This is a genomic window from Streptomyces marokkonensis, assembly GCF_008312835.1.
GTDB classification, from domain to species: domain Bacteria; phylum Actinomycetota; class Actinomycetes; order Streptomycetales; family Streptomycetaceae; genus Streptomyces; species Streptomyces marokkonensis_A.
In genome coordinates this window covers 153,809-177,267 of record NZ_VSKS01000002.1, presented here as the reverse complement: position 1 = coordinate 177,267, position 23,459 = coordinate 153,809, and the positions used below count along the sequence as shown (strand labels likewise).

The 23,459-nt window shown below is 69.9% G+C and carries 15 protein-coding genes; 6 read left to right on the top strand and 9 right to left on the bottom strand.

Annotation, left to right across the window (positions count from 1 at the left end):
* Positions 1-45 precede the first annotated feature (45 nt).
* Positions 46-1,098 carry an aldo/keto reductase gene (locus F1615_RS03575; protein ID WP_149547386.1) on the bottom strand — a complete coding sequence of 351 codons (1,053 nt, stop codon included), beginning with the start codon at positions 1,096-1,098 and terminating at the stop codon, positions 46-48.
* Positions 1,099-1,204: 106 nt separating this feature from the next.
* On the opposite strand from F1615_RS03575, the gene F1615_RS03570 reads away from it, so the two are divergent.
* Positions 1,205-1,855, top strand: a complete 651-nt coding sequence (locus F1615_RS03570; protein ID WP_149547385.1) for a TetR/AcrR family transcriptional regulator — start codon at positions 1,205-1,207, stop codon at positions 1,853-1,855.
* Positions 1,856-1,922: 67 nt separating this feature from the next.
* Here the strand turns inward: F1615_RS03570 and F1615_RS03565 are convergent, their stop codons facing one another.
* The 5 genes from F1615_RS03565 to F1615_RS03545 form a co-directional block, all read right to left on the bottom strand.
* Positions 1,923-2,531, bottom strand: coding sequence for a hypothetical protein (locus F1615_RS03565; protein ID WP_149547384.1), 609 nt, complete (start codon positions 2,529-2,531; stop codon positions 1,923-1,925).
* An 84-nt stretch (positions 2,532-2,615) separates the two neighbouring features.
* Complete coding sequence (locus tag F1615_RS03560; protein WP_149547383.1) at positions 2,616-4,103, bottom strand: GntP family permease; 1,488 nt, start codon at positions 4,101-4,103, stop codon at positions 2,616-2,618.
* A 119-nt stretch (positions 4,104-4,222) separates the two neighbouring features.
* The gene (locus tag F1615_RS03555) at positions 4,223-4,633 is read right to left on the bottom strand and encodes a RidA family protein (protein ID WP_149547382.1); all 411 of its coding nucleotides are present in this window, start codon (positions 4,631-4,633) and stop codon (positions 4,223-4,225) included.
* A gap of 13 nt (positions 4,634-4,646) precedes the next feature.
* On the bottom strand, positions 4,647-5,405 hold the full coding sequence (locus F1615_RS03550) for an IclR family transcriptional regulator (RefSeq protein ID WP_149547381.1): 759 nt from the start codon (positions 5,403-5,405) through the stop codon (positions 4,647-4,649).
* Positions 5,402-6,562 carry a sugar kinase gene (locus F1615_RS03545; protein WP_244328644.1) on the bottom strand — a complete coding sequence of 387 codons (1,161 nt, stop codon included), beginning with the start codon at positions 6,560-6,562 and terminating at the stop codon, positions 5,402-5,404. Before F1615_RS03545 ends, F1615_RS03550 begins: the two co-directional genes overlap by 4 nt.
* Positions 6,563-6,764: 202 nt before the next feature.
* Here F1615_RS03545 and F1615_RS03540 point away from each other — a divergent pair, with 202 nt between their 5' ends.
* The gene (locus tag F1615_RS03540) at positions 6,765-8,036 is read left to right on the top strand and encodes an amino acid deaminase (protein WP_149547380.1); all 1,272 of its coding nucleotides are present in this window, start codon (positions 6,765-6,767) and stop codon (positions 8,034-8,036) included.
* Between the two features lie 11 nt (positions 8,037-8,047).
* Positions 8,048-9,658 (top strand): N-acyl-D-amino-acid deacylase family protein, encoded by a 1,611-nt coding sequence (locus F1615_RS03535; RefSeq protein ID WP_149547379.1) that lies wholly within the window; start codon positions 8,048-8,050, stop codon positions 9,656-9,658.
* A gap of 18 nt (positions 9,659-9,676) precedes the next feature.
* Here F1615_RS03535 and F1615_RS03530 read toward each other — a convergent pair whose 3' ends face one another.
* Both F1615_RS03530 and F1615_RS03525 read right to left on the bottom strand, forming a co-directional pair.
* Complete coding sequence (locus tag F1615_RS03530) at positions 9,677-10,609, bottom strand: S1 family peptidase (RefSeq protein WP_149547378.1); 933 nt, start codon at positions 10,607-10,609, stop codon at positions 9,677-9,679.
* A 363-nt stretch (positions 10,610-10,972) separates the two neighbouring features.
* Positions 10,973-11,740, bottom strand: a complete 768-nt coding sequence (locus F1615_RS03525; RefSeq protein WP_149547377.1) for a hypothetical protein — start codon at positions 11,738-11,740, stop codon at positions 10,973-10,975.
* 125 nt (positions 11,741-11,865) lie between these two features.
* Between F1615_RS03525 and F1615_RS03520 the strand changes: the two genes are divergently transcribed.
* Both F1615_RS03520 and F1615_RS03515 read left to right on the top strand, forming a co-directional pair.
* Entirely contained in the window at positions 11,866-13,077 is a 1,212-nt protein-coding gene (locus tag F1615_RS03520) for a pyridoxal phosphate-dependent aminotransferase (RefSeq protein ID WP_149547376.1), read from the top strand.
* 93 nt (positions 13,078-13,170) lie between these two features.
* Positions 13,171-13,593 (top strand): hypothetical protein, encoded by a 423-nt coding sequence (locus tag F1615_RS03515; protein WP_149547375.1) that lies wholly within the window; start codon positions 13,171-13,173, stop codon positions 13,591-13,593.
* A 175-nt stretch (positions 13,594-13,768) separates the two neighbouring features.
* Here the strand turns inward: F1615_RS03515 and F1615_RS03510 are convergent, their stop codons facing one another.
* Positions 13,769-14,227, bottom strand: a complete 459-nt coding sequence (locus tag F1615_RS03510; RefSeq protein WP_244328633.1) for an MmpS family transport accessory protein — start codon at positions 14,225-14,227, stop codon at positions 13,769-13,771.
* A gap of 425 nt (positions 14,228-14,652) precedes the next feature.
* On the opposite strand from F1615_RS03510, the gene F1615_RS03505 reads away from it, so the two are divergent.
* Complete coding sequence (locus F1615_RS03505; protein WP_149547373.1) at positions 14,653-23,385, top strand: DNRLRE domain-containing protein; 8,733 nt, start codon at positions 14,653-14,655, stop codon at positions 23,383-23,385.
* Positions 23,386-23,459: the final 74 nt, after the last annotated feature.

Below are 23,459 nucleotides of genomic sequence, written 5' to 3'. Positions count from 1 at the left end.
GAGGCGGCGGGGACACCGCTCGACGGCGTCCCTGCCGCCTCGACGTCATGCGGCGGACGGAGGCGCGACAACCGGGGGATTGAGGCGGGCGAAGCCCTCCTGGCGCTGGTAGGGGAAGTACGGGTAGGGCGCCGTCCTGCCGCTCGCCGCGTCGAGTCTCGCCATCTGGCCGGGTGTGAGCGTCCAGCCGACGGCACCGAGGTTCTGGCGAAGCTGGTCCTCGTCGCGGGCCCCGATGATGACGGAGGAGACGGTCGGCCGCTGCAGCAGCCAGTTGAGGGCGATCTGCGGAATGCTCCTGCCGGTCTCCTGCGCGATCTCGTCGAGGGTGTCGACCACGCGGTAGAGGTGTTCGTCCTCGACCGGCGGGCCGTGGTCCGCGGTGCGGTGCAGTCGGCTGTTGGCCGGCAGCGGCCGCCCGCGGCGGACCTTACCGGTGAGCCGTCCCCAGCCGAGGGGGCTCCAGACGAGGGCTCCGAGGCCCTGATCGAGCCCGAGGGGCATCAGCTCCCATTCGTAGTCGCGGCCGACGAGGGAGTAGTAGACCTGATGGGCGGCATAGCGCGGGTGACCGTATCTCTCCGCGATCGAGAGGGACTTCATCGCCTGCCAGCCGGAGAAGTTGGAGATGCCGAGGTAGCGGACCTTCCCCGCGCGCACGAGATCGTCGAGGGCGGACAGGACTTCCTCGATCGGCGTACCGGCGTCGAAGGCGTGCAACTGGAACAGGTCGATGTAGTCGGTGCCGAGCCGGCGCAGGGCGTCCTCACATGCGGTGATCAGGCGCGAGCGGGAGGAGCCCGCATCACCTGGGCCGTCGCCCATCGGCAGGCCCGTCTTGGTGGACACGATCACCTGGCCCCTGCGGCCTTTGATCGCTTCGCCCAGCACCTCCTCGGAGGCCCCGCCGGAATAGACGTCGGCGGTGTCGAACATCGTGATCCCGGCGTCGAGGCAGATGTCCACGAGACGGCGTGCCTCCCGCGCATCGGTGGTGCCCCAGGCGCCGAACAGCGGTCCCTGTCCGCCGAAGGTGCCGGCGCCGAAGCTCAGTGCGGGGACCTTGAGGCCGGATGCACCCAGCCGCCTGTATTCCATGGCTGTTCCTCTCCCGTCGTCCGCCCCCGACTAATGGGCTTGGAGTTCCGTTAGTATGGACCCCAACGTAGCAGCTATGAGTGATTAACGAAACTGGAGTCCCGTTATGGGGTTTGAGGGTGCGGATCCGGGGACCGTCCGCCCTGGAGGGCGCACGGCGCGGGTACGGGCGTCGGTGCTGCGAGCGGCTGGGGACGCCTTGGCGGAGCATGGTTTCGCCCACCTGGACCTCGCCGACGTCGCGCGCCGTGCCGGGGTGGGCAGGACCACCGTCTACCGCCGCTGGGGAACGGTGACCGGCCTGGTGGCCGATCTGCTGCTGGACATGGCCGAGCAGTCGCTGCCACGGCAGGAGACCGGTTCGCTGCTCGGCGACCTCAAGGCCAACGCCCGGCTCGTGCAGCGCACCTTGGCCGACCCGCGGCAAGGAGCGCTGTTCAAGGCAGTGATCGCCGCCGCCACCTGCGAGGCGAAGACGGCCGAGGCCCTGCACCGCTTCTACGACATCCGCGTCAGGGAGTGGGCACCCTGCGTCCAGCAGGCCGTCGACCGGGGCGAGGTCCCCGAGGGCACCGATGTCCACGAGGTCATCCGTGCTGTCTCCGCCCCGCTCTACTACCGCCTGCTGACCACCGGCGACCGTCTCGACGAAGCCGCCGCGGACCGAGCCGCCGAGGCCGCCGCGGCCGCGGCGCGTGCGGGAGCGTACGTGCGGGCGGCGGGCGAGGTGACCGGGACGCGCCTGTCCGATCAGTGATCACTGATGCCGGGTGGGACCGGACCGCGCCGCTGATGCCGGCCGGTCCGGTCCCACCCGGCCGCGCTCAGGACGGCTGGTCCCCGGCGTCCTCGGGCGACCCGGCGGCGGTGTCCTCCGCGGACGTGGCGCCGTCCTCCTCGAAGTACTCGTCCAGGACCGCGTCCAGTGCCGAGTCCCACTCGGCGAAGCGGCTCCTGGACGGGGCCTCGATCTCGAGGGGGTACCAGCGGCGCTCGGTGGTGTGGACGGTGACCGTGTAGCGCTTGCCGAAGCGGGCGGTCTCCGTCTCCACCGCGCCGATCTCGTCCCAGCGGAACTCGCACTCCTGGTCGTCCAGGCGCAGACGGACACCGCTGTGGTCGGCGACGATTCTGGCCCGGCGGTCGGACGCCTCGAAGACCGGGCCGTCGACGACGGGCCGCGGGTCCTCCTCGGAGGGCTCGGAGTCCTCCTGCGGGTCCTTCGACTTCCCGGAGTCGTCCACGGCCTCGGCGACCCCGGCGCTCTCCTCACCGGGCTCCGTCCCGGGTGCCGTGTCGTCCTCGGGCTCGTCCGTCCCGGTCTTGGCGTCCTCCCCCCGGGCGGACGCGGGCGAGGTGAGCCCGGGGATGAATGCCGGGTCGAATCCGGCGCCTTCCAGGGGCTGGCTGCTCGAACCTATGCGCTGCTCCACACCGCAGGAGTATGGTCGACAAACCTGTGCCGGACACAGCCAGCCCCCAACTTCGTTATCAGACGCCTACACAGGCACCCCGGCTCACACGACCAGGCTGAGTGCCGCGGCGACCGCGAACCCGGCCACGGACAGCACGCTCTCCAGCACCGTCCACGTCCTGAGCGTGTCCCGCTCGCTGATGCCGAAGTACTTGGCGACCATCCAGAACCCTCCGTCGTTGACGTGCGAGGCGAAGATGGAACCCGCCGAGATGGCCATGATGACGAGCGCCACGAACGCCTGGGAGTGGTCCCCCTCGGCCAGCAGCGGGGCCACGATGCCCGCCGTCGTCACGATCGCCACCGTCGCCGAGCCCTGCGCGACCCGCAGTACCACGGAGATCAGGTAGGACAGCACGATCACCGGGAGGCCGACGTCGTTGAAGGTGTCGGACAGCGCCTGGGCGACCCCGCTGGCCTTGAGGACGGCGCCGAAGACGCCGCCCGCGCCGACCACCAGCAGGATGTTGCCGACCGGCTTCAGCGAGGACGTGGAGACCGTCTCCAGTGACCTGCGGGACCAGCCGCGCCGGATGCCCAGCAGGTAGTACGCGAGGAACAGGGCGAGGGTGAGCGCCACGAACGGGTGGCCGAAGAACTCGATCACCGAGCGGAGGGTGGAGGGGTCCAGGGCGATCGAGGAGAAGGTCGCCGCGAGGATGAGCAGCAGCGGCGTACCGATGATGCCGAGGACCGTGCCGAGCGGCACCGGCGTCTCCCGCGGTTCGGCCCCGGAGGCGCGCTGCTCGGCGACGACGGCGTCCTTGGCCTCCTGCGCGGCCTCGACCATGTCCTGCGGCACGGGGACGAAGATCCGCTTGCCGATCCAGGCGGAGTAGACCCAGGCGGCGACGACGGCCGGCAGACCGCAGACGACGCCCATCAGGATGACCCAGCCCAGGTCGACGTGGAGCAGTCCCGCGGCGGCCACCGGACCCGGGTGCGGGGGCAGGAAGGCGTGGGTGACGGAGAGGCCGGCGAGCAGGGGGAGGCAGTAGAGGAGGATCGACTTGCCGGAGCGCTTGGCGGCGGCGTACACGATCGGCGCGAGGACGAAGATGCCGACGTCGAAGAAGACCGGGACGCCGAAGATCAGACCGGTGAGACCCATGGCGAGCGGGGCGCGCCTCTCGCCGAACATGCCGAGCAGCCGGCCCGCCAGCACCTCGGCCCCGCCGCTGACTTCGAGGATCGCGCCGAGCATGGTGCCCAGGCCGATGATGATCGCGACATGGCCGAGGATGCCGCCCATGCCGGACTCGATGGTGGACACCGCGTCCGAACGCTGGACGGTGCCGAAGAGTTCGGTGACCGACAGGCCGGCCATCAGGCCGACGGCTATGGAGACGCCGAGCAGGGCGACGAAGGGCTGGAGCCGGACCTTGATGATCAGGAAGAGCAGGAGCGCGATGCCGATGGCGGCGACGGTCAGCAGACCCGCCGTGCCGTCGACGAGGAGGAGCAGTCCTCCGGTGTGCGGTGGTGTCTCCGCGGGTGCGGAGGCGGCGAGCGGGAGGGACGGATGGGACATGCGGGGGTCCTCTGGGTAAGTGCATGCGGCTTTCGGGCAGGGGGGATCGCGGCACGGCGTCCCAGGGGTGCGGGACACCGTGCCGGGAGGGCGTACGGCGGTGAGGGGACGGGCGCGGGTCAGCCGAGGACGGCGAGCGCGTCGATCTCGACGAGGAGCCCGGCGGGGAGACCGACGTAGACGGTCGTGCGGGCGGCGGGCGGCTGGGTGAGGCCCTGCTCCTCGAAGTAGGCGTTGTAGATCTCGTTCATCTCCGCGAAGTGGTCCACGTCGGTGAGGTAGACGCGGATCATCATCACGTCGTCCCAGCCCGCGCCGCCCTCTTCGAGGATCGCCTTGACGTTGGCGAGGGTCTGGAGGGTCTGCTCGCGCAGGGTCGGCCCGGCGGGGGTGGGGGCCCTGCCCTCCTCGTGCGGGAGGAAGCCGACCTGGCCGGCGACCTGGAGGATGTCGCCCTTGCGGACGCCGTGGGAGAACTTCGCGGGCGGGGTGGTGTGGGTCGCCGGGGTCAGCGCGACTTTCTCGGTCATGCGGGTGTTTCCTTCACTTCAGTTCTGCCGGGTTCCGGCCGGAGTACTCGCCGCTGATCGTGTCCGCCGTACGGCGCACCAGCGGGAGCAGGGTGAGGAGTTCGTCCGCGGTGACGACGACGTTCGGCGCGGACACCGACATCGCGGCGACCACCCGGCCGTCGGCGCCGCGGATCGGCGCGGCGACGCAGTTGATGGACTCCTCGTGGCCGCCGAGGTCGGTGGCCCAGCCCTGTTCGCGCACCTTGGCCAGTTCCTGGAGGAACGCGGTGGCGTTGGGTGTCGAACGGGACGTGTACATGGGGTAGTCGAGCTTCTCCGCGAGGGCGCGGCGCTCGTGCTCGGGCAGGTCGGCGAGGAGGAGCTTGGCCACGGCCGCGACGGTGATGGCGACGGGCTTGCCGATCCGCGAGTACATGCGTACCGGGTAACGGCTCTCCACCTTGTCGATGTAGAGGACCTCGTTCTCCTCGTACACGGCGAGGTGGACGGTGTGTCCGCAGCTCTCGTTGAGGCGTACGAGGTGGGCGTGGGCGATCTCGCGGACGTCGAGGTTCTCCATCGCCTCCTGGGCGAGGGCGAAGAGACGCGCGCCGAGGCGGTAGCGCTGGTCGGACTGGCGGTAGACCATGCCGTGCTCGTGGAGCGTGCGCAGGAGGCGCAGGGCCGTGGACTTGTGCACGCCGAGGCGGTCGGCGACCTGTCCGAGGTCGGCGGGGCCCTCCGCGAGCAGCGGAAGGATGCTCAGGGCGCGGTCTACGGTCTGGCTCATGGGGTGCGTACCTCCTCGTCGGCCTCTGCGTCGGCCTGTGTCCAGCCGGGGCCGAGTCGCAGTCTCCCCCACGCGGTGTCGTCGAGGGCGGCGAGGCGGTCCGCGTGGGCTCGGGTGGGGGGCGGGGCGAGGTCGCCGGGGGTGGTGAGGGCGGCGGCCGCCATGAGGTGGCCGTGACGGAGGCGGTCCCGCACGGGCAGGCCGCGGAGGGCCGCGGAGAGAAAGCCGGCGGCGAAGGCGTCGCCGGCCCCGGTGGGTGCGACCACGTCGACTTCCAGGGCGGGTTCGTGTGCCGGTGCCGGGTGGGGGGGTGTCGCACGGCCCGGCGCTTGCGGGGTCCCGTCGCGCCCGCCCGCCCCCACTCTCGACTTCGCTCGAGCGGGGGGACCCCCATCGCCCTGGGGGCACCTCCCGGGCCCTTTCGGGCTCTGGGGGAGGCACGACTGCCCGCGGCTGGTGTCAGTGCTGCCCGCAGGTGGGCGGCAGAAGGCCGTGGCTCCGCGTGCACCCTGCTTCACCACCAGGGTGTCCGGTTCGGGCAGGGCTTCCCGGATCGGCGAGGGGCCGCCCGTGATGCCCCAGACCTCCTCCGCCTCGTCCTCTCCCACGAAGACGATGTCCGCGCCGCGGGCCAGGTCCAGCAGGATCTCCGGGCCGTGGGTGTCGCGCCACAGGCCCGGGCGGTGGTTCACGTCGAAGGAGATCAAGGGGCGGCCGGGGCGGGGGGCGGTCAGCTCCCGCAGCAGGTCCAGGCAGCCGGCGGAGAGCGCCGCCGTGATGCCGGACAGGTGCAGGACGCGTCCGGCGCGTACGGCGTCCAGGTCCACGCCGTCCGGCGACATCGCGGACGCCGCCGAGCCCGCCCGGTAGTAGGCGACCTCGTGGGCGTCGGTGGAGCGGTCGCCGGCCGTGCGGAAGTAGATGCCGGTGGGGCGGTCCGGGTCGCGGCGGACGCACGACACGTCGACGCCGTATCCGCCGATCGTTTCGACGAGGTGGTCGCCGAAGCCGTCGGCGCCGACCCTGCTGATCCACCGGGTGGTGTGGCCCGCCGCCGCGAGCACGCACGCCACGTTGGACTCCGCGCCGCCGATGCCGCGGTCGAAGGACGGGACGTCGGCGAGGCGGCCCGGCCGGGAGGGCAGGAACGTCACCATGGACTCGCCGAGCGCGACGACGTCCACGACGTCGGGGGCGTTGCAGGGTCCGGTGACGGTCACGATGGCGGGGCTCCTCGTCTGCGGCGGGGCGGAAGCGGTGTCCGTTGACCCCGCGTGGCCGAGATGTTAGACAGCGGTAAGCGATATACGCAATGAGTGTTGCAAATAGTGCAACACGCCCGATCAGGGAGGTTCCCCGATGGTCTCCGGCACCGACGCTCTCGTCCGTCTCACCGAGGAACGGGTCGACCACCGCTTCAAGGGCCTCCCGCCGGACGCCGAAGGGCTGACCGTCGGTGAGCTGGCCGCCCAGCGCCGCAACCTCTTCACCGGCGGCTTCACCACCCCCGTGCTCGCGCTGTCCGCCGAGCGCCTGGAGCACAACCTGAGGCTGATGGAGACGTACGCCGCCCGGCACGGGCTCGCCTTCGCCCCGCACGGCAAGACCTCCATGGCCCCGCAGCTCTTCCACCGCCAGGTCGAGCACGGCGCGTGGGGCATCACCCTGGCCGTCCCCCATCAGGTGCGGGTGGCGCGGGCCTTCGGCATCCAGCGCGTCTTCCTGGCCAACGAACTGGTGGACGCGGCGGCCCTGCGGTGGATCGCGGACGAGCTGAACTCCGATCCCGCCTTCCGTTTCGTCTGCTACGTCGACTCCGTGCGCGGGGTCGAGCTGATGGACGCGGCACTGGGCGGCGCCTCCCGGCCCGTGGACGTGGTCGTCGAACTCGCCGCGGGCGAGGATGCGCGCACCGGTGTCCGGACGGAGGCGGAGTGCGCCGCCGTCGCCGACGCGGTGGCCGGCGCGCGGTCGCTGCGACTGGTCGGGGTCGCCGGCTACGAGGGCGAGGTGCCGCGGGCGGACCCGGAGCGGGTGCACGCCTGGCTGCGGCGGCTGGTGTCCCTCGCCGTGGACTTCGACCACGCGGGGCGGTTCGCGGGGCTCGACGAGATCGTGGTGAGCGCGGGCGGCAGCGCCTGGTTCGACGCGGTGGCGGACGTCTTCGCCGGGATCCCGGAGCTTTCCGCGCCCGTCCTGAAGCTGCTGCGCTCGGGGGCGTACGTCTCGCACGACGACGGCCATTACCACAAGCTGACCCCCTTCAACCGGGTCCCGGAGGAGGGCGCGCTGGAACCGGCGTTCCGGCTGTGGACGCAGGTGGTGTCCCGGCCGTCCGCCGGGCAGGCGTTCACCAACGCGGGCAAACGGGACGCCGCCTACGACCTCGATCTGCCGTTCGCCCAGGTGGTCCGCCGGGACGGCGGCGAGCGCCCGGCCACCGGGATCACGGTGACCGGCCTGTCCGACCAGCACGCGTGGCTGCGCACCACCGGAGAGGCCAGTCTCGAGGTGGGAGACTGGGTGGGGTTCGGGTTGTCCCACCCCTGCACGTCCTTCGACAAGTGGGTGCTCATCCCCGTGGCGGAGGCGGACGGCACGGTCGTCGACTACGTCCGTACGTTCTTCTAGGAGGCCGGCACATGGAAGAGCTCGTCATCCGGGACGCGGACGTCGTGGACGGCTCCGGCGACTGGTCGTACCGCGCGGACGTGGTCGTGGACGGCGGCCGCGTCGTCTCCATCGTGAAGGAGGCGGCGGACGCCGGCTGTCAGCGCCCCGAGGCCCGCCGTGAACTGGACGCCGAGGGGCTGGTGCTGGCCCCTGGCTTCATCGACATGCACGCCCACAGCGATCTGGCGCTGCTGCGCGACCCCGACCACAGCGCCAAGGCCGCGCAGGGCGTCACCCTCGAAGTCCTGGGTCAGGACGGGCTGTCGTACGCGCCGGTCGACGACCGGACGCTCGGCGAGGTGCGCCGGGCGATCGCCGGCTGGAACGGCTCCGGCGACGACGTCGACTTCGACTGGCGGTCGGTGGGCGAGTACCTGGACCGCCTCGACGGGGGCATCGCGGTCAACGCCGCGTACCTGATCCCGCAGGGCACGGTCCGCGCGCTCGCCGTCGGCTGGGACGACCGGGAGGCCACGCCCCAAGAGCTCGACCGGATGCGGCAGCTGGTCGCGGAGGGCATGGAGCAGGGCGCGGTCGGCATGTCCTCGGGGCTGACGTACACGCCCGGGATGTACGCCAAGGACGCCGAACTCACCGAGCTGTGCCGGGTGGTGGCGTCGTACGGCGGCTACTACTGCCCGCACCACCGCTCCTACGGCGCCGGGGCGCTTCAGGCGTACGCGGAGATGGTGGCGCTGACCCGGGAGGCGGACTGTCCGCTGCATCTCGCGCACGCCACGATGAACTTCGGCGTGAACAGGGGCCGCGCGCCCGAGCTGCTGTCCCTCCTGGACGAGGCGCTGGACGCCGGTGCCGACATCACGCTCGACACCTATCCCTACACCCCGGGCTGCACCACCCTCGTGGCGCTGCTGCCGAGCTGGGCGAGCGAGGGCGGTCCGGAGGAGATCCTGCGGCGGCTCGCGGACGAGGGGACGGCCGAGCGGATCCGCCACCATCTGGAGGTCACCGGCTCGGACGGCTGCCACGGCGTGCCCGTGGAGTGGGAGACCATCGAGATCTCGGGCGTCGGCGATCCGGCGCTGGGCGAGTACGTCGGCCGGACGGTCCTCGACTCGGCGCGTGAGCGCGGCGAGTCGCCCTGGGCCGTCGCGCGCGGGCTGCTGCTGAAGGACCGGCTCGCCCCGACGATCCTCCAGCACGTCGGTCACGAGGAGAACGTACGGGCGATCATGCGGCACCGGGTGCACACCGGCGGCTCCGACGGCATCCTGCAGGGCGCCAAACCGCACCCGCGCGCGTACGGCACGTTCCCGCACTACCTCGGGCACTACGTGCGGGAGCTGGGGGTGCTGTCGCTGGAGGAGTGCGTCGCCCACCTGACCTCGCGCCCGGCCGCGCGGCTGCGGCTGCCGGACCGGGGGCTGGTCCGCGAGGGCTACAAGGCGGACCTGGTGCTCTTCGACCCGCGGACGGTGGCCGCCGGTTCCACCTTCGCCGAGCCCCGTACGCTGCCCACGGGCATCCCGTACGTGCTGGTCGACGGGCGGTTCGTCATCGAGGACGGGCGGCGCACGGACGTACTGGCGGGACGGGCGGTCCGCGGGACTCCCCGCTGACCGCCCGCCCTCCACGGTCTACGGCTTGGGGACGGCGCAGCCGCTCGCGCTCAGCTCGAGCCTGTTGTCCACGCCGAAGCAGGCGGGGAACAGATGGGTCTGCTGGGCGTAGTTGATGCCCTGGCGGACCGTGACGGCGCCGTTCTCGTCGACCTCGCACGGGTTGTTGACCGTGCAGCGCTCGCCGTCCTCGTTGCCGGTGTTGTTGACGGCGACCACCTGGCCGGTGGCGCTGTCGACGACCGGTGAACCGGAGGTGCCGCCGATGGTGTTGCAGGCGGAGGTGTAACGGACCGAGTCCTTCCAGGTCCAGTCGCCCTCCTTCATGCGGTAGGCGAACCCGTCGATGGAGCAGTTGTAGATCCGCTTCCAGTAGCCGGACACCACGCTGATGGCCGTGCCGGCCGCCGGCCGGGCGTCGCTCAGCGTCAGCGCGTCGATGCCGTAGGCGCTCTTGATCTGCGCGTACGTCGTGCCGAGCCGGTAGATCGCGGCGTCCGTGTCGGTCATGGTCGCGTACACGAGCCGGTTGGCGCGCAGGGTGGCGACCTTGGATCCGGATGAGTTGAGCAGGCCGAAGCTGCGGCTGGACGCCCGGTCGACGAGGACCTGGCCGGGCGCGGGGAAGCCCGTCTCCAGGCAGTGGCCGTTGGTGAGCACGAGCGCCGGGTCGTCGGCCGCCGAGTCGGGCATGCGGACGACGGAACCGGAGCAGTTGCTGAGCGAGACCGTGCCCGCGAAGTTCACCGCGCCGGCTTTGGGCGCGGTGAGTCCGGACAGGGTGTCCGCCGCGGTCCCGACCGTGTCGTTGACGAGGTCCGTCAACGTGGCCGGGACCGCGCCCGTGGTCGTGTCCGCGCCCGTGGGGGAAGGCGCGGCGGCGACCGCGGGGGTCACGCCCGCCCCGGCGAGGGCCAGGGCACAGAGCGCGACGACGAGAGGTTTTCTCATGGGGGTCCCCTCAATGCGGCGTCGGGCGGCCGGAGGACCTCCGGCCGCCCACGTATTTGTCATGCGCATTGTCAGCATGGGGACGCCGAGGGGGCAAGGTCGTGTTTCCGGCCGGTAACGTCACCGGGCGGCAGGGTCCCGCACAGGGGCGTCACCCGCACCGGCCGGGCTCCGGGCATGCGCGACCGCCGGACCGGCCGGCACCGGGCCCGGGCGCCCGCGTCCACCTGGCCCGCTTCGGCTCCCTGACCTCGGTCCGGGCGCCCGCTCCCGGCCCCCGGACCGGCGCCACCCGGCGCGAAGGAAACCAACCGGCCCCCACCGGGCACCGGCCCGCGAAGCCACGCCCGACCGCGGCCGTGTCTACCGGGACTTCTTTGGTCCCTGACCCCGGCCCGGCCGGTCGTCGGCGTCGCCCGGACCAGGGTCGCCCGGCGCGGTGGAGGCGGTGGGGGTCGCCGCGGGGAGGCTCGGTGCGGAGGTGGTGGAGGCGGCGGGCGCGGACGTCGCCGCGTCGGCCTCCCGGTCCTCGCCGGAGCCGCTCGCACTCGGGGATGCGGATCCGGCCGACGGACCGCCGCTCGCGTCAGGCCCCCCGGCCGGTGCGGACGCGTCCGTCTCCGAGGACGGCACGTCGGACTGCCCGCTGGTCACCCCCTCGCGGTCGCCCCGCTCCCCGGCACCTTTGGACGGCGAACCCGAGAAGGCGAAACCGGCGATCAGCGCCGCCACGGACACGGCACCCACCGCCGACACGGCCGCCACCGCGCGGCGAGCGCGCGGCGGCGCGGGGGCCCTGCGACGGCCCCGCCCGCCGGACCCGGGGCGCGGGGAGCCGCCGCCCGGCCGGTCCGGACCGTCACCCGCCGCATGCCCGTCGCCGGGGTGCGGCACCTCCCCCGGTGCGGTCGGCACGCCACCGGCCGGCCCGGGCGGACCCGGTTCACCGACCGCGACGGGCGGCAGTTCGCGCGTCTCGTCGTACGCGTTCTGCCAGCCGTGCGCGGCCGCCGGGTCGGCGTAGGCGTCGTACGCCGGGGGCGGGGCGGTCTGCGGAAGGTAGACGCTCGGCTGACCCTGGGGAACCGACGCGCCGTTCCCTCCATCGGCGTACCGGGATGCGCTGGACATGGCCGCGCATTGTAGAGAGGTCAGGACCCCTGAGGACAGCGAGCGGACATACCCGCGGAAACCGCCGCGTCTCACGTGGCGGAAAACACGGCCCGAAGGGCCATACCGGGCCGTAAGCTCCCAGCATGCAGGTGATCCAGTCGACCAAGCTCGCCAACGTCTGTTACGAGATCCGGGGCCCGGTGCTCGAGGAGGCGATGCGGCTGGAAGCGGCCGGTCACCGCATCCTCAAGCTGAACACCGGGAACCCGGCGGCGTTCGGCTTCGAGTGCCCGCCCGAGATCTTGGAGGACATCCTCCGCAACGTGTCGTCGGCGCACGGCTACGGCGACGCCAAGGGCCTGCTGGCGGCGCGCCGGGCGGTGGTCATGCACAACCAGACCCTCGGCATCGAGACCGACGTCGAGCACGTCTTCATCGGCAACGGCGTCTCCGAACTGATCGTGATGGCGATGCAGGCACTGCTGGACGACGGCGACGAGGTGCTCGTCCCCGCGCCCGACTACCCGCTGTGGACGGCGGCCGTCTCGCTCTCCGGCGGTACGGCGGTGCACTACCGCTGCGACGAGCAGTCCGACTGGATGCCGGACCTCGCCGACGTGGAGCGCAAGGTCACCGACCGCACCAAGGCGATCGTCATCATCAACCCGAACAACCCGACCGGCGCGGTCTACGACGAGGCGGTCGTCAAGGGCCTGACGGACATCGCCCGCCGCCACAACCTGCTGGTCTGCTCGGACGAGATCTACGACAAGATCCTCTACGACGACGCGGAGCACATCCCGACCGCCTCGGTCGCCCCCGACCTGCTCACCCTCACCTTCAACGGCATGTCGAAGGCGTACCGCGTGGCCGGCTACCGGGTGGGCTGGATGTCGATCTCGGGACCGCGCGCCCACGCCGACTCCTACATCGAGGGCCTGACGATCCTGGCGAACATGCGGCTGTGCGCGAACATGCCGGGCCAGCACGGCGTGGTCGCGGCGCTCAGCGGCCGCCAGACGATCAACGACCTGGTCCTGCCCGGCGGGCGGCTGCGCGAGCAGCGGGACACTGCGTACGAACTGCTGACCCAGATCCCGGGCGTGAGCTGTGTGAAGCCGAAGGGGGCGCTGTACCTCTTCCCCCGCCTCGACCCCGACGTGTTCAAGATCAAGGACGACCGGCGGATGGTCCTGGACCTGCTGCGCCGCGAGAAGATCATGGTCGTCCAGGGCACCGGCTTCAACTGGCCGGAACCGGACCACTTCCGGGTGGTCACCCTGCCGTCGGTCACCGACCTGCGGGACGCGGTGGGCCGGATCGGCCGCTTCCTGGACGGTTACGGCCAGCCCTGACAACCGGTACCGATCGTCCGATCTTGAGAACGACTCAACTTTAGACGAGATCTAAGCTAGGATGGCTTCCTGCCAGTACCCAGGAGGCCATCCATGTACGAACCGATACGTGCCAAGTCGGTGCACAGCACGATGGCCGGCACCCCCCACGACTTCCCCCACCGTTCCCGCGAGGAGGAGCTGGACATCCAGCTCGCGGGCCATCTCGCCGCACTGCTCGCCGTCACCGACGAACTGCGCGCGGCGGCCCCCTCGGCCGAACTGGACACCGCGGCCGAGCGGCTCACCGAGCAGGTCGCCCGCCTGCGGGGAGGACGTACGCCGGCCCGCATGCCGGCGGCCACGACGGGCCGCAAGGCGACCGCGGCGGCCCTGCACCGGCGCGCTCATGCCCTCGCGGGCCGCGCCCTGGTCGTCGCCGCGTCCCGCGCCGACACGGCGGTGGCGATCCTCGCCGCCGAACGGATGGACGCCCACGCCGCGGCCCAGCAGCCGAGCGCCCTCGCGTCCCACTGAGCCCTTCCGGGCTCCCTCGAACGGCCCCGGTCCGCGCGCACCCGCAGCGACGCGCGGACCGGGCGCCCTCAGCCCGCCGCCGCCCCTGATCACGACCGTCGGCGTGCCGCCACCCCACCCGCCGTGATCAGCGCCCGTCCTGATCAACACCCGTCGTGATCAGCGCCCGACGTGATCAGCTCCCGCCCGCGGCCGACTCACCGGCGGGCAGCTCGCCCGCGCAGGTGGCGCGCCCGAACTCACCCATGGCCGTGGCCCGCTGGACGTGCTTGCCGCGGATCGCGAGCGTGCAGGACACCTGCCCGCCCTTCTCCCCGAGGACGACGGCCACCGTGGGCCTCTTGCCGAGCGGCACCTGCACGGTGCGCTTCCAGGGCAGCTCGGCGTCCCGGACGACGGTGGCCGTGCCGTCCTCGTCCCGGCCCAGGAAGGAGATCTCGGCCGCGCCGTCGCCGGTGACCTCGTAGGTCACGGCTGCGGTCGGCGCCGTGGACTTCTCCGGTTCGTCCTCGGTGTCGAGCAGGCCGTAGCCGACGAGGCCGGCGCAGGCGAGCAGCAGGACGGCGGCGATCACCACACCGGCCCGGCCGCCGCTGCCCTCACCCTCGCCCTCACTCTTCTGCGCGCCGTCCACCACGGCGCTTTGCGCGTCCTCCCCCGCGCCATTCTCTGCGCCGCTTTTCACGCCGTTTTCCGCGCAGGGGTCTGTGTCTTTCGAGGATTCATTGACTGACATGCTCGGGCTCGGCTTTCAGTGGTCCGGATCAATGCGGCATGCAACTGAGGTGGAACCGGGCGGTTATACACCATCCGGAGCGGGCCACGCGAGCGACAAGACAAAAAGGGGCGTACCGACCGCGTTTCCGCGCTTCAACGTCCCCAAATGTCCGCTCGCTTGACAGGGCATCAGCTCACTGGCCAATAATCCGGCCGCCGCGCCCCGCGACCGGTGTTTCACCTGCTCGCGAGGTGCTGCACAGCTATGCACAAAGCCGTGCGGGACTGTCCGCGACGGCTCGTTCGGCGCGCCCGTTTCGCGTTCGGCGGGGTGGGCCGCCGATGTCGAAAGGTATGCACGTGAAGGTGCCGTACAGGAGATATCTCTCCTGTCTGGTGGCCGCGGCGATTGCGGGCACACTCCTGCCGCAAGTCGCTTATGCGGCCCCGCCGTCCGAGCCCGAAAAGGGCGAGGACAAGGGGTTTTTCGATACGGTCTCCGGCTGGTTCGCGGAGGACGGAGAGGAGAGCCCGGAGCCGCCGTCGTACGGCGACCGGCCCGTGGCCGACCGGCAGAAACTGGCCAAGGGGAAGAACGCCCCAAAGGCGGAACGGGTCAAGGAACTCACCTCCCGCCGCACCCCGTCGGCCCGCTTCTGGCAGCTGTCCGACGGCCGCGTCGAAGCGGAGCTGACGGCCACCCCGACCGCGTACAGGGACCCGTCCTCGAAGGCGTGGAAGGCGATCGACACCCGGGTGACGGGGACGAAGGCCAAGGGCTTCGATTTCGCCAACACGACCAACACCGGCCGCAGCTGGTTCGGGTCGGACCCGGACCGGCTGCTGCGGTTCGAGACGGCGGACGGGGGTCAGTCGGTCACCCTCGGCCTGCAGGGGGCACGCGGCTCCCTGAAGCCGGAGGCCAAGGGCGACACGGTCACCTACAAGGACGCGGTCGGCGGCGCGGACCTGGCCTACCAGGTCGGTCCGGGCCGGGTGAAGGAGGACATCACCCTCGCCGAGCGGCCCGCCGGCCCGGTGACGTACACCTTCACCTTGGACACCGAGGGCCTGACGCCGAAGGCGCGCAAGGACGGCTCGATCGCGTTCTTCGGTGAGCTGCCGAACACGCCGGTGCTGGTGATACCGGCGCCGTACATGACGGACGCGAGGAAGTCGGCGTCGTCGCCGTACGGGTACGCGTACAGCGCCGACGTCACGCAGAAGCTCGTCCGCGACGGTGACGGCTGGAAGCTGACGGTCACGCCGGACGCGAAGTGGCTGGCGGCGAAGGAGCGGCAGTACCCGGTCGTCATCGACCCGACGATCACGATCGCGCCGTCGCCGTCGGGTTCGCAGGACACCATGGTCCTGTCGGACCAGCCGGGCGTGAACTTCAACTCGTCCTGGAAGCTGGCGGTGGGCAAGACCACGTCCACCGCCAACGCGCGTTCCCTGCTGAAGTTCCCGCTGGACGAGATCCCGGCCGGGGTGAAGGTCGACGGCGCCCGGCTGGGCGTCTACTTCGACCAGTCGCACACCACCAACGGCAACGACGTCACCATCGAGGCCCACCGCGCGACCGGCGCCTGGGACGAGGCGACGGCCACTTGGTCGAACACGTCCGGCCTGGTCGGTGAGCTGTCCGGCACCAGCGTGCAGGTCGACGACGGTGACGCGGGCACCACGGCCGCGACCGGCTCCTGGCCCACGTCCGGCTCGACGCTGACGCAGTACGCGATCGGCCAGGACTACCGCTACAACAAGGACGCGGTCGCCGGCGACACGTACACCTGGCAGCCGAAGGTCACCGACACCGCCACCTACCGCGTCGACGTGCACTACGTCGCGGCCACCGACCGGGCGACGAACGCCCCGTACACGGTGACGCACCGCGACGGCACGCAGACGTTCACCGTCGACCAGTCGGCCGGCACCAACGGCGTCTGGACGTCGCTGAACGGCGGCGGGCAGCTGCCGTTCACCAAGGGCACGGTCGGCAAGATCGTCCTCGGCGACGGTCCCGCGTCGACGTCGACCGCGGTGCTCGCGGACGCCGTGCGCCTGGTGAACCCGGCCCAGATCGTCAAGAACACGGGCGAGTACAACCAGTGGCACGAGTTCCCGGTCGCCGACACGGTGCAGAAGTGGGTGAGCGGCACCGCCGCCAACCACGGCTTCGTGCTGGCGGCGAAGGACGAGTCGTCCACCGGCCCGCTCGGCGGCCCCCGCTACGAGGCCGGTGACGGCTCCTACGGCGGCGAGACGTCCAGCATCCCCCGGCTGACGGTGACCTACGGCAAGGTCGGCACGGCGCTGAACTCCCCGACCGTGGTGCACTCCACGGGCCCGGAGCTGTCGTGGAAGGCGTACGCCAACACCAGCGGTGACACCGGCCAGGACATCGTGGAGTACCAGCTGCACCGCTCCACGCAGCAGGCGTTCACGCCGTCGGCGGCGACCCTGATCGCGCCGATCAGCTCGTCGGCCACCACGTACACGGACACCACCGCGGTTCCGACCCCGGACTCGGCGGCCAACGAGATCGGGAAGTCGTACTACTACCAGATCGCGGTGAAGACCAAGAGCGGGGAACTGCTCGGGTCGCCGACCCGCGTCGTCGGTATCCCGAAGGCCGGCCGGACGATGAAGATCATCCAGGGCAGCCAGGGCGGCGTCACCGACACCACGCTCTCCTCCGCGCAGCCGTCCACCAACCAGGACACCATCCAGTCCTGGGGCGTGGGCCAGAAGTGGCTGAGCGTCGGCAACAACTCCGGCACCTACGGCACGACCCGCGCGGTGCTGAAGTTCCCCACCACCGGTATCCCGTCGACCGCCACGGTGATCAACAACCGCATGTTCATGTGGGGCGCGGAGACCACCACCGGCACCGACGGGGCGCTCTACGAACTCCACGCCCTGACGCGGGACTTCAACGAGACCCAGGCCACGTGGAACAACGCCACCTCCACCACCGCCTGGAGCAGCGCCGGCGGTGACATGTCCCCGGCCGTCTCCAGCACCGTCGGCCAGGTGGCGGACGTCGGCCGCCGCGAGTGGGACGCCACCAGCCTCATGCAGAGCTGGATCGACGATCCCACCGGCAACAAGGGCGTCGCCGTCAAGCTGAAGGACGAGTCGTCCGCCGGGCCGCAGGAGCGCACCCTGTTCCTGTCCGCCGAGGCGGCCGACCCCCAGCTGCGTCCGTACATGCAGGTCATCTACGTCGACTCCACCACGGAGGACACGTACTACGCCCCGCAGACGCCGTCCCGGATGACCCCGAACACCACGTACACGGTGGACTTCACGGTCACCAACACCACCTCCGCGGAGTGGGTGGCGGGCGAGCGGGAGCTGTCCTACACCTGGAAGCTGCCCGACGGCACGGACGTCACCACCGGCGGCAACCAGCTCGCCACCCCGATCCCGAGGCTGCTGCCCGGCCAGTCGGCCACGATCCAGGCGAAGGTCGCCACACCCGTCAACTCGGATTCGGGCAACAAGCGCGGCGAGTACGTGCTCGGCTGGGACGTCCGCAAGACCGCCGACGGCAGCTGGCTGTCGGCCGGCACCGGCGGCATCCCGTCGCTGAAGCAGAGCGTGGCGGTCGAGGACCCGACCTCCAACCAGCTCGGCCTGGAGAAGTTCTACTCCTACACCGGCAAGAACACCGGCGCCGGCTCGACGGTGATGAACAACCTGTCCTCCGGCAACAGCGTGTGGTCGTACAACGCGTTCTCCAACCCCGGACGCGGTCTGACGACGTTCGCGCGCTTCTCCTACAACTCACTCGACACCAGTGACACGGTCTCGGGCGCGGGCTGGTCGGCGCAGCTGGCAGGCCCCATCCGCCTGGGCGCGCCGCTGGACTTCCACCCCAACCCGAACCCGACCGAGGTCCGCCTGCCGGACGGCGACGGCACCACGCACGTCTTCCACAAGCAGGCCGACGGCACCTTCAAGGCCCCGGCGGGCGTCCACTACCGGCTGTCGATGAAGGACGGCCTGGACTGCAAGCCCACCACGGACCCGGTCCCGGACGCCTGGACGATGCTGCGCCCGGACGGCACCCGCTTCCTCTTCGGCTGCGACGGCTACCTGACCTCGGTGGTCGACAAGAACGGCAACACGCAGACGTACACGTACGAGGAACGCAGGTCCAACAACAAGCCGACCAAGTTCCTCAAGTACATCACCGACCCCGCGGGCCGGAAGTCGCTGCGCGTCGGCTACTACCTCAAGGGCGACGCGACGTACTCGTACGTCAACGACAGCGGGGCCCTGGTCTCGGGCACCAACCTCACCAACTCCAAGATCTACGACCACGTGGCGTCCATGACGGACATCTCGGGCCGCAAGATCTCCTTCTACTACACCGACAAGGGCCTGCTCGGCCGCATGGTCGACGGCAACGGCTCCGACCAGCCGAAGACCTTCACGTTCACCTACGACGCCACCCAGGGCAACAAGAACGTCAAGCTGGTCACCGTCACCGACCCGCGCGGCAACGGCACCGACCTGGCGTACTACGCCCCGCAGAACGGCGACGACCCCAAGTACCACTGGTGGACGAAGACCGTCACCGACCGCCTCGACGGGAACACCGGCTACACGTACGCGGCGAACACCGCGAACCCCAAGTTCACGGACACCACCGTGACGGACGCCGAGTCCCACGCGACGAAGTACGTCACCGACGACTACGGCCGGCCCGTCCAGACCACCAACGCCAAGTCCCAGACCACCAAGATGAGCTGGGACGCGGACAACAACGTCACCTACCTGGAGGAGGCCAACGGCGCCAAGACCGCGTACTGCTACGACCAGAAGACCGGCTACCCGCTCTGGTCGCGTGACGCCGAGAACAACAAGACGGGCGTGCCCGACCAGGCGACCGCCTGTGTGACGGACACCTCCAAGTGGCCGGCCGACGCGGCGACGTACGCGTACCAGACCCGCGCCGACGGCTACGCCGCCGACCTGTGGCGCAAGAGCTCCCCCGAGGGCCGCGCCTGGCAGTTCGGCTATGACGCCTTCGGCAACCTGAAGACGGTCACCGACCCCAAGGGCGTGGCGACTGCTACGGCGGGCGACTACACGACGTCGTACGAGTACGACTCCTACGGCCAGCTCACCAAGGCCGTCGACGCCAACGGCAACCCGACGACGTACAGCGCTTTCGGCCCGACCGGCTACCCGGAGACGATCACCGACGCCCTGACCCACTCCACGAAGTTCGTCTACGACGAGCGCGGCCAGGTGACCAAGGTCATCGACGCCGAGGAGAAGGTGACCACACAGACGTACGACGCCTTCGGCCGTCCGCTGGTCAGCACGGTACCGAAGGAGCAGGACAAGAATGACCTGATCACCACTCCCGCTCCGGAGTACGACGCCAACGACAACATCACCACGTCCACGGCGCCCAACGGAGCGGTCTCGACCGCGGTGTACGACGACGCGGACCAGGTCACAACGGCGACCGCGCCCAAGGACTCCACCACCTCGGAAGAGCGGAAGAACACCTACACCTACGACAAGGTCGGCAACGTCAAAACCGTGGTGGAGCCCAAGGGCACACTGACCACGGCCGACACCACCGACTACGTCACGACGAACCACTACGACGAGATCTACCAGCTCACCTCCGTGGTCAACGCGGACGGCGACAGGATCAGTTACGAGTACGACAACGTCGGCAACGCCACCAAGGTCATCGACCCGAAGAAGAACGCCACGGTCGACACGGCCGACTACACCACCAAGACCGTCTACGACCTGAACCACCGGGTCACCGCGGTCACGGACGCGGCGGGCAACACCACCAAGCGGGCCTACTCCAAGGACTCCCTGGTCACCTCGACCACGGACGCGGAGAACAACACCACGCTCATCGACTACGACAAGCGCGGCAAGACCACCGAGGTCAAGGTCCCGCACAGCGGCACCACCACGATCACCTACCGCACGACCCGGTACGAGTACGACGAGGTCGGCAATACCACGAAGGTGATCAACCCGCGGGCCGTCGAGGCCGGCACAACGACGGCGTTCACCACCCGCACCGAGTACGACGCGCTGAACCGGCCCGTCAAGCAGTACCAGCCCTACGACCCGGCGGACACCCGCCACAACGACCCGAACGTCTACACCGAGACGGTGTACGACAAGGTCGGCCGGGTAGCGACGACCTCGCTGCCACCCTCCGAGGGTCAGACAGTCCGCAACACCACCGCCTACGACTACTTCGACAACGGCTGGGTGAGGTCGTCCACGGACCCGTGGGACATCGCCACCACCTACGACTACAACGACCTGGGCCAGCAGACGGCCCGCACGCTGACGTCGGCGGGCGGTTCCTCCAACCGCACGATGACGTGGTCGTACTACCCCGACGGCAAGCTCAAGTCCCGCTCCGACGACGGTGTCCCGGTGGGCAAGTCGGTGGTCCTGGTGGACAACTCCGACACCCAGCACATCACTGCCACGGGCACGTGGGCCGAGGGAGACATCACCGGCCAGCAGGGCTACGACCACCGAACTCACGCCGCAGGCACGGGCACGGACGCCTTCACGTGGACGCTGAACATCCCCGAGGACGGCACGTACACCGCGTACGTGAAGTACCCGGAGGTGACCGGCGCCGCCACAGCCGCCACGTACACGCTCACCCACGGCACGACCACCGAACCGGCGGTCACCAGGGACCAGACGGCCGGTACTGGGACCTGGGTCAGCCTCGGCAACTACGCCCTCAAGCAGGGCGTGGACACCGAGCTGAAGCTGGAGCAGAACAGCACCGGCACGGTGGTGGCCGACGCGGTCAAGCTGGTCCGTGACAACTCCGCCGACACCGACAACGAGAAGAAGACCTTCACCTACGCCTACGACGCCAACGGCAACCTGACGTCGATCGACGACACCTCCTCCGGGGCCCAGATCGACACCTACACCGTCGCCTACACGGGTCTCAACCAGGTCCGGAATGTCGCGGAGTCGCTGTCCGGCACGGAGAAGAAGGCCACGTCGTACACGTACGACGCCAACGGCCAGCCGGAAACGGTCACCCACCCGACCCAGCACTCCACGTACACCTACGACCTGCGCGAACTGGTCAAGACGGTGTCGGTCGGCAAGACGGCGACGGACACCGATCCGAAGGTGACGTCGTACACCTACACCGACCGCGGCCAGAAGCTGAAGGAGACCAAGGCCAACGACAACACCGTCGACTACACCTACTACCTCGACGGCGCACTGAAGTCGACAGTCGAGAAGAAGGCCGACGGCACCACGCTGGTCGCGTCCCACACCTACGCCTACGACCCCAACGGCAACAAGGCGCAGGACGTCGCGAAGAAGATGAACGCCGACAACCACACGGCGTACCTCGACTCCACGACCGACTACTCCTACGACCCGGCCAACCGGCTCACCAAGTCGGTTAAGACGGGCAATGGCGCCGGCACGGAAACCTACGTCCACGACGACAACGCCAACGTCATCAGTCAGACGGTCAAGGGCACCAGCACCACATACCACTACGACCGCAACCGGCTGCTGACCGCGACGACATCCGGCGTCACGGCCGACTACAACTACGACCCCTTCGGCCGCCAGCAGTCGGTGACATCGCAGGGCAAGGTCATCTCCCGCAGCGTGTACGACGGCTTCGACCACGTCGTGGAGTCCCAGAAGATGGACGACACCGGCGCGATGAAGTCCACCACGTACACCTTCGACCCCCTGGACCGCACCGCCTCGAAGACAGCGGACGGCAAGACCACCGACTTCACCTACCTCGGCCTGTCCGGCGAAGTGCTGAACGAAGAGGTCGCCGGCGAGCTCACCAAGTCGTACCAGTACAGCCCCTGGGGCAAACGCCTGTCGCAGATCAAGCACAACACGGACGGCACGACCGAGGACGGCTACTACAGCTACAACAGCCACACCGACGTCGAAACCCTGACGGACGACAACGGCGACACGAAGGCCACCTACGGCTACACCGCCTACGGCGCCAACGACGAGTCCGAGTTCACCGGCATCGACAAGCCCGACACCACCGACGCCACCAAGGAGGACTACAACCCCTACCGCTACAACTCCAAGCGCTGGGACGCCCAGTCCGGCACCTACGACATGGGCTTCCGTGACTACAACCCGGGCCTCAACCGCTTCACCACCCGGGACATGTACAACGGCGCCCTCGCCGACGTGAGCCTGGGCAACGATCCCTATACCGGTAACCGGTACGCCTTCACCGGCGGCAACCCCGTCAGCCGTATCGAACTCGACGGACACGACTGGTGCGACTGGTGCTCCGACACGCTGGACGCCACGGGTGACTGGTTCTCGGAGAATTCCGACACTCTGCAAGACATCGGCTGGGACCTTCTCGAGACCGGGGCAGGGGCCGGAGGCACTGTACTCGGCGTCGCAGCTGTGGTCGTCGGCGCGGGTGAGTGCGTCGTCGGTGGCATTCCAACGCTCGGCGCCTCATGTGCACTCGGCGCGGCCACCGCCACGGCGGGCGGGGCCCTCGCTATGGAATCGGCGGGCGTCTTCGGCTCAGGTCTTCAGAACCTCTTCGATGACATCGCCAACCTCCGTAGCGCCGACAGCGGATCCTCCGGAGGATTCTCGGCATCCAGTGGCGAGATCGCGTACAACAGCGACGATCTGAGCAGGGCGGCGTTCAATGCACGTGTGAAATCGGGAGTCGGTGACGGTCGGAACGTTGCCGCAGCCTGGGTTGAGGGCCTTGATGCGCCGGTGATTGGTTTCAGCAAGGGCAAGGTCAACGGCAAAGAGTATCACTCGGAAGATGACATCCTGGCCCAGCTCACGGCCATGAAAATCGATCCGAGTAAGATTAGAGCGCTATACAGCGAACGACAGCCCTGCCCCGACAAATGTGACCCCATGTTGGCAAAGACGCTGGAAAATGGGACGCCGGTCTCCTGGTCTGTCCCATGGCACACCAAGACGACGGAATTGGGACTCTTGATGAATCAGCAGTCGAACGAGATGCTGAGCGAGATGATCAGGCGGGCAAAGGGGTACTAGCGGACCCCCTGATCGGATCGTGACATCCTAGGGCCCGGCAACAGGAGGAGAATCCCGTTGCCGGGTCCCCGATT

Coding starts and splice junctions, on each gene's coding strand:
- F1615_RS03575 (WP_149547386.1), bottom strand. CDS start 1,098: ATGGAATACAGGCGGCTGGGTGCATCCGGCCTCAAGGTCCCCGCACTG.
- F1615_RS03570 (WP_149547385.1), top strand. CDS start 1,205: ATGGGGTTTGAGGGTGCGGATCCGGGGACCGTCCGCCCTGGAGGGCGC.
- F1615_RS03560 (WP_149547383.1), bottom strand. CDS start 4,103: ATGTCCCATCCGTCCCTCCCGCTCGCCGCCTCCGCACCCGCGGAGACA.
- F1615_RS03555 (WP_149547382.1), bottom strand. CDS start 4,633: ATGACCGAGAAAGTCGCGCTGACCCCGGCGACCCACACCACCCCGCCC.
- F1615_RS03550 (WP_149547381.1), bottom strand. CDS start 5,405: ATGAGCCAGACCGTAGACCGCGCCCTGAGCATCCTTCCGCTGCTCGCG.
- F1615_RS03545 (WP_244328644.1), bottom strand. CDS start 6,562: ATGGTGACGTTCCTGCCCTCCCGGCCGGGCCGCCTCGCCGACGTCCCG.
- F1615_RS03540 (WP_149547380.1), top strand. CDS start 6,765: ATGGTCTCCGGCACCGACGCTCTCGTCCGTCTCACCGAGGAACGGGTC.
- F1615_RS03535 (WP_149547379.1), top strand. CDS start 8,048: ATGGAAGAGCTCGTCATCCGGGACGCGGACGTCGTGGACGGCTCCGGC.
- F1615_RS03530 (WP_149547378.1), bottom strand. CDS start 10,609: ATGAGAAAACCTCTCGTCGTCGCGCTCTGTGCCCTGGCCCTCGCCGGG.
- F1615_RS03525 (WP_149547377.1), bottom strand. CDS start 11,740: ATGTCCAGCGCATCCCGGTACGCCGATGGAGGGAACGGCGCGTCGGTT.
- F1615_RS03520 (WP_149547376.1), top strand. CDS start 11,866: ATGCAGGTGATCCAGTCGACCAAGCTCGCCAACGTCTGTTACGAGATC.
- F1615_RS03515 (WP_149547375.1), top strand. CDS start 13,171: ATGTACGAACCGATACGTGCCAAGTCGGTGCACAGCACGATGGCCGGC.
- F1615_RS03505 (WP_149547373.1), top strand. CDS start 14,653: ATGTCGAAAGGTATGCACGTGAAGGTGCCGTACAGGAGATATCTCTCC.